Consider the following 14,285-nt stretch of genomic DNA (forward strand, 5'->3'; position numbering starts at 1 on the left):
AGCTTGCTTTTTAGGGCGCCGAGGAATAGTTTTGAACTGTGAATGCGGAGGGGGCCCAGCACCAGCAGGCCAGCAAATTTTATTGAACTTAGACAATAGAATGTTTGCGATCGAGCCATGCCCAAGTTTCACCACATCAAGAGACTATGCGCTTATCTGCTGATCATCGCAGCAATGCTGCTGTCGATCGGCACGGCATTTGCCGCCATCAAAGAAGAGAGCGGCCGCCGCGTCGCCCTGGTCATCGGCAACTCGGTCTATAAGACGCTGCCCTCGCTTCCCAATCCTGCCAATGACGTCGAAGAGGTCGCCAGCACGTTGCGTGCGGCCGGATTCGACGTGACGATCGGCGTCAATGTCGACCGCATCGGGCTCGAGGATACGGTGCGCCGTTTCCTGCGTTCGACCAGCAATGCCGAGGCCGGCCTGATCTATTATTCGGGCCACGGCATCCAGGTGGGCGGTCAGAATTTCCTTGTACCGGTCGATGCGACACTGGAGACGCCCTATGACGTCGAGACGCAGACGATGCCGCTCGACCTCATTCTGAACCATCTCAAGCAGAATTCGCGGGTGCAACTGATATTCCTCGACGCCTGCCGCAACAATCCGTTCAACGCCCAGAAATTCTGGATGGCGGAAAAACTGGAACCGGTCGGCGCCACACGCGGACTTGCGCGGATCGACAGCGATCTCGGCAGTCTGATCGCCTTTTCCACAGAACCCGGCCAGGTGGCGCTCGATGGCACCGGGGCCCTGAGCCCCTATTCCCAATCCTTCATCAAGCGGGCAAGCGAACCCAACAAGGAAATCCGCCAGGTCCTGACCGATGTGCGCCGCGATGTCATCGCCATGACCAACGGCAAGCAGGTCCCCTGGGAAAATTCCTCGCTGATGGACAGCTTCTATTTCATTCCGGCGCCGCCGCCGCCGAGCGTCGAATCGATGCAGCAGGTGAGCGTGCCGGAGGGTGCGGCCACGACCAAATTGCCGATCGCCCCGCCGCATGACGAGACCGGCTCGGCACTGCTCGTCACCCTCAACCAGCTTCCCAAGACCGGCAAGCTCAGCTTCGACGGCAAGCCGGTCGAGCAGGGCGCGAAGATGCCAGCCGCGGCACTGACGGCGCTGACCTATGATTCATCAGGTGTTGCCGCCGGAACCGTCGGCCTCATCGGCTATACCGTCAGCGACCCCTATGGCCAGACTACACAAGGCGTCGTCGCGATCACCGTCTCGGCGGATGCCGGCGCAAAGCTCGCCCAACTCGAACAGGAAAAGCAGGTGCGGCTGGCCGATGCCGACGCTTATCTGAAGACCCTGCCGCGCGACGTGAGCACCACGATCGGGGTCGGCCCCATAAAGGCCGGCCTGCCTGAAGTACCGGCATCGGCAGCCGAGATGACCTTCAAGGTCGCGGCCCTACCCGACAAGGGCACGCTACGCGCCGGAGACCGGGTGATCGGGCTCGGTCACGTGCTCGAGGCCGCCGATATTCCGGCCCTTTCCTACGAGCCGCAGATCGGCACCGAAAACCAGCCTTTCGCCCTGACGCTGCAGGCTGCCAATGACGACCTGCCGCCGGCGACGGTCACCATCAAGCCGGTGCTCGATGCCTGCGACACAGCAGCCGCAGCCCCCCTCGACCTTCAGGGCGTGACCTCGGGCAAACTGCCGAATGAGATCGACCCCGATGTAGCCCTGCCGGCCTGCACCGACGCGGTAAAGGCCTATCCTGAGGTGGCCCGCTTCGTCTACCAGCTCGGCCGCGCCCAGCTCGCAAACCGCGACACCAAGACGGCCTTCGCAACGATCAAGAAGGCGATGGATGCCGGACATGTCCGGGCGATCCATCATCTTTCGACCATGTACGAAATTGGTGCGTCAGTGCCTCTCAATGTCGATAAAGCTGCAGAAATCGTTCAAGCAGCCGCCAAGAAAGGCGACCCTTACGCACTGCACAGCTTCGGGAACGATCTGTATTACGGGCGAGGCGTCAAAGCAGACCAGCAGCAAGGTTTGCGCATGATGCTGCAGGCTGCCGATCTCGGCCATACCTACGCAATGAACGCTCTCGGCTTTATCTTTCTTAATGGCATCAAAGTTCCGGCCGATCCGGAACGCGGCATTCGCTTTTACGAGGCCGGAGTCGAACGCAACGACATCTATTCCCAGAACAATCTAGCGCTGGTCTACCGCTTTGGTAAGGGCGCGCCGCAGGATCTTTCTAAAGCTCTAGACCTATTCACGCGGGCAGCAGAAGGTGGTCAGCCCTACGCTCCGACAAACCTCGGACGCATGTACCGCGACGGTGTCGGCGTTGCCGAGGACAAGACGGAAGCGGTAAAATGGCTGGAGATAGGCGCAGAACGCGGCGACTATTGGGGTGCTCTCGACCGCGCCAAGCTGGCCAAAGATGAGGGCGTCGACCCCGACAGCCTTGCGATCGCTGCACACTATTTTGCGCTGGCGATGGCGGTGAACAGGCCTGGTAGCGGTGATCCGAAAAATCAGGCCTTGGCGGAACTCAAGGCGCTGCCTGAGGTTGCAAAGAAAAAAGCGGAAGGAATTTTCTCAGCCGAGCTGACCGCTCAGGAACAAAAGGCGCTTCCGAAAGCCAAATCACTCAACGACAGACTCATCCAGCTCGCCAAGGCGACATGGGCAAAGCGAAATCCGAGGTACGATCTCTTCTGAGACGGCGGCATGGGGGCGCCTTATATGAATAGCAATCAAATCATCCGGGTCCTGTTGTGCTCGACATTCATCGTTGGCTCAGGCGCGATCCTGCAAAGCTGCATCTTCGATCCAGGCGCCAGGACACTTTTTACCAACGAAGAGCCGGCAGCCAATAAACAACCGACAGTAAAACGAACACCCACCGTCAAAAAGGTAGCAGCAAGGAGCAATGAACCGGCTTTTGTCCGTTCTGAAAACGGATCCGGCGGAAATTCCAGTTCTGGCGGCGGCATGGGCGGCGGCGGCGACAGTGGTGGTGGCGATGGCGGTGGCGGCTCTAGCGGCGATGGCGGCGGCAGTTGGCACTAGGATAGGTTGTCCGTCGGCGTCCATTTTATCTATATTTTATTGAGAATTCGTCTCTTCGTGGCTCAAGGACTGAGACTCATCCCGCCGGTCCTCTGGAGCGTCGCGACGCTGTCCTGCGCGATAATCTACGCCTGGGCGACCATTGCCTTCGGCCTCGCTTTTCTAACCTGACCCATCGCGGCATCACGGCCCATGTCTCGAAGAACATCTCCTGGTGTGTTTGCGACCCCGAGCTTCATCGCCAGCGGCCTTGCCGAAGGACTGGTGCGAGCCGGCATGCTGGCGATCGTCAGTCTCGTCTACCTGCTGCGCGCCCGCGCCGAAGAGCGCCTGCTGAGCCGTGATCCCGCCTATCGTGACTATGCCGAGAACGTCGCGGCGCATGGGCTTTTAGCGAAGACGAAGCGTCGTCTGGCGCCGAGAGAGGGCGCCACGCGTCTGAAGACCACGGGATGTAGGCGAGGGTGAGTTTGGCGGAAACGCGTCTTCCACTCCGTCATCCTCGGGCTTGACCCGAGGACCCATGCAGCGGCTGCTGGTGGGTGCCGTGTGGATGCTCGGCTCAGGGCCGAGCATGACGGAGGACGAGGTGGGCGGAAGTGGCAAATCATAGCGTGGACACCCACGTCAGGACTGTGGTCCAGCGGCGGCCGCTATAATACTTTGAATTATGCAGCAGACAGCCGGCGCGACGCTCCCGCCTCTCACCCATCCAGCCCCTTGAAGCGCACCGGCTGGTAGCCGCGCATCAACAGGCTGCCGAGCGAATAGGTATTGCGGCAGACGCGGCCCTTGCAGGCATTCGGCGAGGCCTCCATCACTTCCACCTTGCGGTCGTCGGTGAAGCGCATGAACAACAGCACATGCGAGCCTGGCTTGTTCAGCGCGTCGCCCGGCCGCATCGACCAGGGATCGGAGAGGCGCCTGGTGATCCCGGGGATTGCGCGCGTCGAGACATGCATCTTCAGGCCCCAGGCGTCGCTGACGAAGCCGGAGCAGTCGACGCCGAGGATGTTGGATTGCGGCGCGCTCTTGGTGCAGACATTGCCGGCGGTCTGGCCCTTTTCGACGCCGCCGACGAAATTCTCGAGCGGCGTCTTGCAGCCCCAGCAATAGGGAACACCCTTGACCGTCTGGCCGCGCTTGCCGATCAGGTAGATCGGGCGGCGCAGCCGGTTCATGTTGACGCAGCCAGGCCCTGGATCCCCGCCATAGGCGGTCGACGTCACCAGCCAGTTCAGCGTCTCGAAGCCGATGGCCCGCTCGATGACGTCGCCGCGCGATTTCGGCACGATCGCCACCTTCGGCGTCTTGCCGGGCTTGCCGGCATCCAATTGTTTTGCGGGCAGGGCGGCGGCAAGCTTGCGGCCGGGCTCCCGGCCGTCGAGCCGCAGCACCTGCGCCCGGCTTTCCTGCGATCTCAAATAGAGCACGTCGCCGCGCGGGCCGATCGCCACGAAGCGCCGGGAGAATACCGTCCCCGGGTCGATCGGCAGGTCGTAGACCCGGTCCATCGCCCCATTCGGCGTGAAGCGCACCACCAGCATGCCGGTGCGCTCGGGCCGGTCGGCGGGCACCAGTTCGACCAGCGCATAGGGCCTGCCTGTCGTGTCGATGTCGAGAAGTTCGACGGTGCCGATGCGGCCTTCCGAGGCGAGCTGCAGCGAGAGAAAGTTCTCCTCCGAGCTGCTGCGTCGCAGCAGGATTTCCGCCTTGTCGTTTGCAGCAGCCGAGACCTCGGCAACGATATCGCCGAGCCCGCGGCTCGGCACATACTGAATGACCGGCGGGCGGGCCTCGGGCCGGCTGGTGCTGCGGCCGATCTCGTCGATGATGCTGTTCAGTGGACCGGGCGATATCGAGCCCATCGAGGCGAAGACCGAGCGGGTGTAGTCGTCGGCATCGCCGCCGTCGACGGCGCGCAGCGTCTGCGACCGGCCGTCGGCATCGGTGGAGCGCTCGAGCGGCACGACGCCGTCCGACCAGAGGTAGAGTTCGTTGTGGACGACGGCGAGATCCTCGGGCGCAGCATTTTCCGGCAGCGGCAGGATCTCAGGCTCTGCCTGCGAGCGTTCGGCATCGATGGCGAGCACGCGGCCATTGTTCTGGTCGAGGATGTAGATGGTGCCGTCGTCACCGACGGTGATCGCCGCCGGCCCGGATGCCTCGACTTCCTCGTTGGAAGAGATAATGCCGACCGAACGAGCGCCGTCGCCGCCACGAAGCTCGATCATCACAGTGTCTTTGGCGAAAACCGGCGAGGCGACCGCAAGTGCCGCGGCAAACAAAATATGCGACCCAAAACCACGCATTGCCTCGACCCCCAGAACAGGATGATTTTAGGCCGGTCCGGCCTAAAATCTGAATCCTGTTCTCAATTAAAGCAAGAGCATGATGTCGTCCGAAAACCGCTCACACTTTTCGGCATCATGCTCTGTGACCGTCAAGTCTTTAAAATGGTAGGATAGTTGTGCCTCGTCAGCAAGCTATTGCTTTCCAAACGATTTGGAGATCTCCGCCGGCGATAGTACAAGAACATCGTCTCGAAGATTTGTCGGCAGGGAGTGCTTATGCTGGAATGGAACGGTGACGAACTGGCGCTCGACATAAGCTTGCTGGAGCAGGTTCGCGCGGCAAGGATCAACTTCTCCGATCGCGTCTGCGCGGCCTCGGCCAGGAAGGATGACAAGCATCTGGCGCAGCTGCGCTCGGAGCCGACCTATCTGATGGCCGAGTTCCTCTATTCGATGAAGGTCTTCGGCATCAGCACTGCCGAAGATATCGAACGCTTCGCCGATCTGCACAATGATTACGTGGTTTCGCTCACCCGCGATCCGGCCAAGCTGCAGCGCCTGGGGCTCTCGCAGGATCGGGCGCTCGCCTCGATGTTCACCGCCGACACCAAGCCGCGGCTGATCCAGAACTGGGCGGAGAAAGCCGGCGCGATCGACCAGTCCAATCTCGCCCGTTTCCTTGTCGCCGTGATGTCGAGCGAGACCTGCCGCAAGACGCTGATCGATTTCGAGACGGCGGGCTTCATGCAGCGCAAGCGCTCGCCCTATGGCACCATGGTCGTCTGGTCGACGGGAATGATCGAGGAGATCTTCGGCGAGATGCTGCGCGACCTGCGCCTTAACCTGCAGCAATTGAAGATCCTCTGATGCATGTCGCCCGGGTTAACGACATTGCATAAAACACGGAGCGAAAGCGCAGCTGCCAGTCGATTTCAACCCTCCAAATCGATTGGCACTGAGCACCGTTGCCATCCTTCCGGCCTCTGCCTATTGTCATGCTGCTTGCCCTATTGCGGCGCATCAGGTTGATAACGGATTTGACGACGATGACGAAATCCTGGCTCATAACCTTGTCGATCGGCCTTCTGCTGGCGCTGCAGATCCCCCAGCTTGCCTATTCCGGCCCGGCCGAAGACGCGCTTGCGGCGAGAAACCCGTCGCTGGCAGCGCTGCGCCAACATGACGAAAAGGCCTTTGCTGCGGCGACGGCGATCATCGCCAAACACGAAACCGCCAAGGGGCTGGCACCCGGCGAGGACAAGCTGCCCGACGCGAACTCGCCCGGCCGCGACATGGGTTCAGGCCCCGGCAAGGAATTCACAGTCGACAATCCGGATATTCTCTGGCTCTACAATTCCTCGCCCGAGGGAATGAGCGACCTGATCTCGATTTTGAAATCAGCCGGGCAGAAACCCAAGAACTAACCGTAACCTTGCAGTCGAACCGACTATAAAAGGCGCTGATATTGCCAGGCGTGAGTCTTGCTCACGTCTTTTCGTTGATGGATTCTTCCAGGCTCCAAATAATTTGTAACCCTCCCTCAAGCAAGACAGGCAAGGCCATCCCAATTTCGCCGGTCAGTGCTATTCTCATCTTCAACACAGTGTGAGATTGTTCGAAGAGGAGGTTTTCCAATGCCGAACAGCAAAGCCATCCTAGCCGCAGCCACCTTTCTTTCGTTCTTTTCGGTGGTTCCCGCCGTCGAGGCGCAGAACGAACGCACATTGACCGAAGCGCCGGCGCAAAGCGGGCCTGTCAGCATCACCTTCGATCGCGCTGAAGCCAAATACGCCGTCGGCGAAGTTGTCGGTCTCTTCATCCAATCGACCGAGAACGCCTATGTCACGGTGCTGAATGTCTCGCCGAACGGTTCTGTGGTGAAGCTTTTCCCGAACAAGTACCAGACCGACGCCCTTGTCGGCGCCGGCAAGCGCGTGCAGGTGCCGGATCCGGCAAGCGGCGCCCGGCTGCAGGTTTCCGGCCCGGTCGGCCAGGAGCAGATCAAGGTCTTCTATTCCTCCAAGCCGCTGACGATCTTTGCCGATCTCGGCGGCAGCGGCGCCGGCATGTTCCGCTCGATCGACGGCGGCATGGATACCGTTTCCCGCAGTCTCGAAGAGGCCCGCAGCCTCGGCACCAAGATCAGCAGCAAGACGCTGACGCTGACGACGGTCGACAGCTTGCCCGCGGTGCCGCCCGTCGCAGCCGCCCCTGCCGCGAAACCCGCACCGGTCGAGCAGGCTGCCAAGCCGCCCGTTGCGCCGAAACCCGCAGCCGCTCCGAAGCCGGCGACGACACAGGAAGTCGCCAAGAAGCCGGAAACGGTGGTGGAAAAGCCGAAGCCCGTTATCCCGAAAAAGCTCACGCCGAAGCCTGTCGAGCAGGCAACACAACAGCCGCCGAAGAAATACAAGATCGTCACCAATCTGGCGCCCGGCCAGGAGCTTGCCGCCGACGAACTGCAACTGATCGGTCCGGCCGACACCACCTCATCCACCAAGCCGATCACGCAGTATAAGCAGCCGGCCCAGACGTCCCAGACGAAGATGCCGAAACTGCCGATGCCGCAGCTCAAGATGCCGCAATTCAAGCTGCCCGGCGGTTTCAGCATCAAGATGCCGCAGCTGAACCTCGGCCGTTCGGCCGAACCTGGCGAGGCCGCCGGGGCCGGCGAAGAGATCGAGGTGGCAAATGCCGATACGCCTGTTTGCACCGCCCTTCTCGACAAGCTGAACACGGCCGTTGCCGCCAAGGATATCACGGCTGCCGCCGCTGAAGCCGACACGATCGCCGTCAGTGCCGACTGCGGGCAGTTCCAGGTGAATGCCCAGCGCCGCGTCGCAGCGCTCAGGCTTTCCGCTGCCCAGGAGATGATGGCGGCCAACCAGCCGGTCGCCGATTACGAGCCGCTGCTTGTCGCCGCCGACAGTCCGCAGGTGCTCTGGCAGGCCTCCGCCACGCTCGGCGAGATCTATTTCTCCGCCCGCCGCTTTGCCGATGCCGCCGCCGACTACCAGCAGGCGATCGAGATCATCAAGAACGAGACCCGCACGCCGAAGGCGCCGCCGGCCGAGACGATCTCCGATCTCATCCAGCGCGCCGCCCAGGCCCGCATCCTTGCCGCCAACCCGACCAGCGACCATCCTGAAGGCAGCTTCGTGCCGGCCGAGAAGGATCACCGCAGCGGCGTGCTCGGCGGCATCTATTCCGAGAATGTGCGCGGCATCGTGCCGGTCTCCATTCCGGTTCCGATCACCTTCGATTTCAACAAGTCGAGCTTCACCTCAATCGGCACCGAAGCCGCTGAGGAATTGCTGGAGGCGCTGAAGGAGCAGAAACCCGGACGCGTCATCCTTATCGGCCATACCGACCATCGCGGCGGTGACGACTACAATCAGAAGCTTTCCGAACGCCGCGCCCAGGCCGTCGCCGACTTCCTGAAGAGCAAAGGCATCGACGCGACGATCGACGCCGAGGGCCGCGGAGCCTCCGAGCCGGTGGACGTGACGGCAACCGCAAACCTCACCGAAGACGACGTCGATGCGCTGAACCGCCGCGTCGAATGGCGCCGCGAATAGCTGGGGCGAGGGGAGTTTGGCCATGTCCGCATCCGTTTCCATGGCCGCAGCACTTGCCCTCCTCACCATGGCGGCCACCGATAGCCTGGCAAGGGTGATCGAAGCGCCGGAGCGCGGCGCGGTCAGGGCCGTGCTGATCGGCATCGACCTCTACCGCAACGTTCCGCCGTTGCATGGCGCTGTCGCCGATGCCGAAGACCTTTCCCTTTCGCTGCGCTCGGTCGGCGTCGAAGATATGACGCTGCTGAAGAATGGTGCGGCCGACCGCGAGGGCATCTTCCACGCGATCGAGGCCGTCACGGAACGGGCAGGGCCTGGTGACCTCGTCGTGCTCGGCATCGCCGGCCACGGGTCGAGTGAGCCGGAGCGCGTCAAGGGCTCGAAACCGAGCGGCCGCGACGAGGTCTATGTGCTCGCCGGCTTCGACACCCGTCTTCCCGGATCACGGGAACGCATCTTCGGCGACGAATTCAAGGCGCTGATCCGCAATCTGGAGACCAAGGGCGCCGATGTCGTCTTCATCGCCGATACCTGCCATGCCGGCGGCATGACCCGCGACGTCGATCCGCGCGGCGCCGAGATCACATGGCGTCAAGCGCCGTCCTATACGATCGAGGAGGACGACCTCGCGCCGATCTCGACGACGGCGGATGCGCTGTCCACCGTCTTCGATTTCAAGCGGCTGACCTTTCTAGCCGCCGTCGACGAGAACACCAAGTCGCCCGAGATATCAATTCCCGGCATTCCGCAAAAACGCGGCGCGCTGAGCTATGCCACCGCCCGCGCTTTCGAAGGGGCGGCGGACCGGAATGGCGACGGCGCCGTCAGCCGCCGCGAACTGTTCGAATATGTGCGCCAAGCGGTCTACCAGTTCACCGATCAGCGGCAGAACATCTTCACCGAAAGCCCGCCGGGAACGGATCTCGATCGCGCGGTGGTCTACAATTACCAAGGGGCGGGGGCGCAGGCGGCGACGGAGAAATCAAACGCTCCGCTGCCCGCCGAGCCCGCACCGATCAGCGTTGCCGCCCTCGGCGCCGAGCCGGTGCTGCAGGGGATCGATCCTGCCGTCACGCCGTTCAAGCTGACGCAGGATGCTGATGCCGAACTCGTCTTCGATCCCGAAAAACGCGAGGCGATCGCCGGCGGCGATGTCGTCGCCTCCGCCATCGGCGCCGGCGACATGCCTTTCGTCGTCGACCGGATGGCCGCGCTCGATACCCTCAAGCGGCTGTCCGAGACAAACCCGCAGACCGTACGCGTGACGCCTTCCGACGCCGTCCATCGTGAAGGCGAGCGCGTCGGCGTCACAGTTTCGGATTTATCAGGCCGCAAGCTCGTGCTCTTCGACGTCACCGGCGATGGAACCGTGCAGTTCCTCTATCCCAACGACAAGGAGGTCGATGCTGCGATGTCTCAGACCTTCGATCTCGATCTTTCCGTCGTCGCACCTTTCGGCACGGACCTGCTCGTCGCCGTCACCTCTGAAACCCCGATGCCCGAACTTGTGGAATTCCTGAAGCAGAATGATAGGCGCCGCACCGCCGGCAATATCGCCAAGCGCCTCGGCGAATTCCTGCCCGAGGGGGCGCGCGTCGGATTTACGGTCCTCTATACCTCCGCCGGAGCCAAGCTATGAGCACGTCGATCAGCAGGGTCCTCACTATTGCGTCCGTCATGCTGCTTCTGGCTGCTCCCGTGCTGGCGCAGCAGGACACCGATTTTGCCGGCGAGGATGGCGGGCGTGTCATCGGCGGCCAGGCGGCCAAGAAGGGCGAATGGCCCTGGCAGGTGAAGATCCTGGCGCCCGATCCCGAACAGCGCGGCCGCTTCGGCGGCCATTGCGGCGGTTCGCTGATCGCACCGCGCTGGATATTGACGGCCGCCCATTGCGTCACCAGCGGCCGCTCCGGCAAGCAGGATCTCTTCGCCCGCGACCTGCTGATCGTCGAGGGCAAGTCGAAGATCGACAAGGTGATCGCGGTCGACGGGCCGGACAAGCCGGGCCTTGCCGTGGAAGACGTGATCATTCACGAAGATTTCGACCGCAAGGTCTTCGCCAATGATATCGCCCTCATCAAACTGAGCGAGCCCGCCAAATCGAAGCCGGCGATCCTTGCCTCGGCCTCGGATGACGAGGTGGAGGCCGCCGGCCACCCGGCTGTCGTCACCGGCTGGGGCTATACCAAGGCAGATCACGGCTGGGACGACAAGTACCTGCCGACCGAGCTGCAGGAAGTCGAACTGCCGATCGTCCCGCGCGATGACTGCCGCGCCGCCTACCGCGACAGCTCGATGCGCATGAACCCGATCGACGAGCGCAATGTCTGCGCCGGCTACGCCGAGGGCGGCAAGGATGCCTGCCAAGGCGACAGCGGTGGGCCGCTCGTCGCCCAGCGTCCCGACAAGCGCTGGATCCAGCTCGGCATCGTCAGCTGGGGCGCTGGCTGCGCCGAGGCAGAGCATTACGGCGTCTATACCCGTGTGGCCGCCTTCCGCGACTGGATCGCCGCAAAGACCGACGGCGACGTGCCTGACGTTGAAGGGCCCGCTGCCGACGATCAGGTCGCGTCCACCACGACCAGTGGCGGGACGAAGCAGAGGCAGTCCGGACAGGAAGAAGCCAATCTCGCCATCACCACTTCCCCGGCTGGCGATACCGCGCCAGCCGCGACCACCGAAACGCCTGCTGCCGACACCCCCGCCAGCGATATCTTGCCGGCTGACAAGCCCGTCACCGACGAACCCGCCGTGCAGCCGCCGGTCGCCCAGATGCCGGTGATCGAAAGCTCGCCCGGCGATCGCGCACTGCTGATCGGTATCGACGAGTACGAGATGCGCGAGGCCAAACTGACCGGCTCCGCTACCGATGTGAAGGCGATGCAGGTCTTCCTCGCCAAGACGCTCGCCTATCGCCCGGAGCAGATCCACACGCTGACCAACCGCAAGGCGACCCGCGAAGCGATCCTGGCCGAGATCGACGACTGGCTGGTGCGCCAGTCGACACCCGGAAGCCGTGTCTTCCTCTATTTCAGCGGCCAGGGCTCGGAAGAAATGGGCGCCGAGGAAACGACGAGCCCGACGCTGGTGGCCGTCGATGCCAAGCTGGTGCGCGAGGGCGGCAAGGTGACCGTCACCAACCAGATCCGCGAAACCGAGATCGCCGCACGTCTGAACAGCCTCAAGGATCGCCGTGTGACGCTGCTGATCGATGCCTGCCATGTCGGGCCTGGCAGCCGCAGCGCTGTGGCCGCACCCTCCGGCACCGTGCGTTGCCTCGGCCCGGCGCTGGCAGCGCTGGAACCGCCGAACAAATCAGGCAAGGAAGCAAAATTCTCCTTCGGCGGCGAAAGCGCCATGGTCTGGTCGGCAGTCAATGCAGGGCAGTGGGCCCTCGTCGACCGCGAGGCCAAGCCGCCGGTCGGCGTCTTCACCCGCCGCTTCATCGAAGGCGTGCAGGATGGCGTGGCACGCGCCGCCGACAAGCCGAATGTCAGCAATGCCGCCCTTCTCGATTATGTCCGGCGCAAATCGGACGAATATTGCCGGACGCATGCGGAGGATTGCCGCTTCACGCCGGTGCCGCAATTTTATGGCCAGCCGGATGCGCTCGGCCGGGATGTGATCACCGGTGGGGAGGCGAAGACGCCGGTCGCCGCCGTCGAAAACACGCTGAAGAGCGACAATGAGGCCGGCGTCGCCGTCGACGTGCTGCCCGGCACCGCGGTCAGCATCGGCGACAAGGTGGCGATGCGCGTCTCGACCAAAACGTCCGGTTACTTGATCCTGGTCGATATCGACGCCTCCGGCAAGCTGACGCAGCTTTACCCGAACAAGCGCTCGATGGGGCTGAAACCATCAGCCAAAAGCGGCGACAACCGGCTCGATCCGGCCCGGCCGGTCGTCGTGCCCGATGCGCGCAATCCCTATACCGGCTTCGAATATGTGGTGGAGGGGCCGGCTGGCGTCGGCATGGTCGTTGCCATCCTCAGCGACAAGCCGATCGAAGTGCTCGACCTGCCCGATGTGCCGACGCCGCTCGTCGGCCAGCGCGCCGCCTTCAACTATGTCTACGATCTCGCCCGAAGCCTCAGGATCGTCGGCGACGACGAAACCGGCGCCCAAGGCAAATGGTCGTTCGATTCCAAATTCTATCGCGTCCGCTGAACAGGAGCGAACCATGCCGAAATCCACTCTGCTGGCGGGTCTTGCCGCTTCCCTGATGGCGTTTGCCCCGACCGCCCATGCCGGCAACTCCGGCGACAGCAAGGCGATGCTCGCCGCACAAGCCGAGCTTGCCGCCGAACTGATCGACCGCAGCCTGGCAAAGGAGGGTGCTGCCAATATCATGGTGTCGCCGGCAAGCCTTGCCGCTGCCCTCGGCCTTGCAGGCCTCGGCGCTTCCGATGCGGGCAAGGCCTCGATCGCCAAAGGCCTCGGCTTCGGCGGCGAGGTGAAGGGACCGGAAACGGCGTTCGAGGCGATGTCCCCGGAAAAGCCGGCAGCGGCGGATGCGCCTTTGGCGATGGCGGTCGCGATCGTCTTCGACGACAAGCTGGTGCTCGTCCCCGACGCGCTTTCCATGCTCGCCGGCCACCGCATCAAGCCTTCGATCGAGGATCTCGACGGACCGAAATCGGTCGAGCACATCAACGGCTGGGTTAAGGACGCAACGAGGGGCGCCATTTCGTCAATCCTCGACGCACCGCCCGGCGGCGGCTTCGTCAGTCTCGGCGCGCTCTCCTTCAAGGCGCGCTGGAAGATATCCTTCGAGAAGGAGAGCCCGGCAAGCCCCTTTCAGCGGCCGGATGGTTCGACGATTTCGGTGCCGATGATGCATCTTGCCGGCGATGGCCAAAAATTCCGCTCCGACGAGAAATTCACCGCCGTCGACCTTGCCTATGCCGGCGAGGGCTACAGCATGGTCGTGGTAGCGGCGCGCTCCGGCAAGGGTGTCGGCGGCGCGGACCTGAAGGCGCTCGCTTCCTGGCTGCAAGGGGAAAAATTTGAGGCCGCCAGGGGCGAAATCTTCCTGCCACGCTTTTCCCTGAACGACGGGCGTGATTTGATGCCGGTACTCAATGCGATGGGAGTGGCGCCCGAGAAGGCCAGGGATGCGGGGTTCCCGGGTTTCACCAAGGAAAACATCCGCTTGTCGCGCGTCCTGCAGAAGACGATGATCAAGGTTGACGAAAACGGCACGGAGGCGGCAGCGGCCACGGCTGTGGTCACGGAACGCAGCATCGATCCGAAGCTTGTTCGCGTGGTCGCCGATGCCCGTTTTGCCTTCGCGCTTCGCGATACGAGAAGCGGCCTGCTGCTGGCCGCAGGCCTGATCGGTGATCCATTACTGGCGGGCGAATAG

The 14,285-nt window shown here is 62.9% G+C and carries 9 protein-coding genes and 1 pseudogene; 9 read left to right on the top strand and 1 reads right to left on the bottom strand.

The features are described from left to right. The first annotated feature begins 117 nt into the window (after positions 1-117). The 3 genes and pseudogenes from ACIPSK_RS01470 to ACIPSK_RS01480 all read left to right on the top strand — a co-directional run. A complete protein-coding gene (locus tag ACIPSK_RS01470) occupies positions 118-2,697 on the top strand; it encodes a caspase family protein (protein ID WP_162115136.1) in 2,580 nt (859 codons plus the stop codon). A gap of 24 nt (positions 2,698-2,721) precedes the next feature. After that, a complete protein-coding gene (locus ACIPSK_RS01475; RefSeq protein WP_168724623.1) occupies positions 2,722-3,048 on the top strand; it encodes a hypothetical protein in 327 nt (108 codons plus the stop codon). A gap of 87 nt (positions 3,049-3,135) precedes the next feature. Continuing rightward, positions 3,136-3,516 (top strand): annotated as a pseudogene (locus tag ACIPSK_RS01480) (hypothetical protein); the annotation flags it as partial. 236 nt (positions 3,517-3,752) lie between these two features. On the opposite strand, the gene ACIPSK_RS01485 reads toward ACIPSK_RS01480, so the two are convergent. Next, a complete protein-coding gene (locus ACIPSK_RS01485) occupies positions 3,753-5,360 on the bottom strand; it encodes a hypothetical protein (protein ID WP_162115134.1) in 1,608 nt (535 codons plus the stop codon). Positions 5,361-5,618: 258 nt separating this feature from the next. Between ACIPSK_RS01485 and ACIPSK_RS01490 the strand changes: the two genes are divergently transcribed. From ACIPSK_RS01490 to ACIPSK_RS01515, 6 genes are all read left to right on the top strand, one after another. Then, a complete protein-coding gene (locus ACIPSK_RS01490; protein WP_162115133.1) occupies positions 5,619-6,209 on the top strand; it encodes a hypothetical protein in 591 nt (196 codons plus the stop codon). A 179-nt stretch (positions 6,210-6,388) separates the two neighbouring features. After that, positions 6,389-6,766, top strand: a complete 378-nt coding sequence (locus ACIPSK_RS01495) for a hypothetical protein (protein ID WP_162115132.1) — start codon at positions 6,389-6,391, stop codon at positions 6,764-6,766. Positions 6,767-6,976: 210 nt separating this feature from the next. Continuing rightward, on the top strand, positions 6,977-8,920 hold the full coding sequence (locus ACIPSK_RS01500) for a DUF4384 domain-containing protein (protein WP_162115131.1): 1,944 nt from the start codon (positions 6,977-6,979) through the stop codon (positions 8,918-8,920). Positions 8,921-8,942: 22 nt separating this feature from the next. Further along, positions 8,943-10,559: a caspase family protein gene (locus ACIPSK_RS01505; RefSeq protein ID WP_162115130.1), complete on the top strand. Its 1,617-nt coding sequence runs from the start codon at positions 8,943-8,945 to the stop codon at positions 10,557-10,559. Then, positions 10,556-13,087: a trypsin-like serine protease gene (locus tag ACIPSK_RS01510; protein ID WP_162115129.1), complete on the top strand. Its 2,532-nt coding sequence runs from the start codon at positions 10,556-10,558 to the stop codon at positions 13,085-13,087. The genes ACIPSK_RS01505 and ACIPSK_RS01510 overlap by 4 nt, the downstream gene beginning before the upstream one ends. 13 nt (positions 13,088-13,100) lie before the next feature. Continuing rightward, the gene (locus tag ACIPSK_RS01515) at positions 13,101-14,285 is read left to right on the top strand and encodes a serpin family protein (RefSeq protein WP_162115128.1); all 1,185 of its coding nucleotides are present in this window, start codon (positions 13,101-13,103) and stop codon (positions 14,283-14,285) included.

It is taken from the genome of Rhizobium sp. LARHSG275 (assembly GCF_052871115.1).

Excerpts from the sequence above, each read along its gene's own strand:
- ACIPSK_RS01470 (WP_162115136.1), top strand. The coding sequence starts at position 118 with ATGCCCAAGTTTCACCACATCAAGAGACTATGCGCTTATCTGCTGATC.
- ACIPSK_RS01475 (WP_168724623.1), top strand. The coding sequence starts at position 2,722 with ATGAATAGCAATCAAATCATCCGGGTCCTGTTGTGCTCGACATTCATC.
- ACIPSK_RS01485 (WP_162115134.1), bottom strand. The coding sequence starts at position 5,360 with ATGCGTGGTTTTGGGTCGCATATTTTGTTTGCCGCGGCACTTGCGGTC.
- ACIPSK_RS01490 (WP_162115133.1), top strand. The coding sequence starts at position 5,619 with ATGCTGGAATGGAACGGTGACGAACTGGCGCTCGACATAAGCTTGCTG.
- ACIPSK_RS01495 (WP_162115132.1), top strand. The coding sequence starts at position 6,389 with ATGACGAAATCCTGGCTCATAACCTTGTCGATCGGCCTTCTGCTGGCG.
- ACIPSK_RS01500 (WP_162115131.1), top strand. The coding sequence starts at position 6,977 with ATGCCGAACAGCAAAGCCATCCTAGCCGCAGCCACCTTTCTTTCGTTC.
- ACIPSK_RS01505 (WP_162115130.1), top strand. The coding sequence starts at position 8,943 with ATGTCCGCATCCGTTTCCATGGCCGCAGCACTTGCCCTCCTCACCATG.
- ACIPSK_RS01510 (WP_162115129.1), top strand. The coding sequence starts at position 10,556 with ATGAGCACGTCGATCAGCAGGGTCCTCACTATTGCGTCCGTCATGCTG.
- ACIPSK_RS01515 (WP_162115128.1), top strand. The coding sequence starts at position 13,101 with ATGCCGAAATCCACTCTGCTGGCGGGTCTTGCCGCTTCCCTGATGGCG.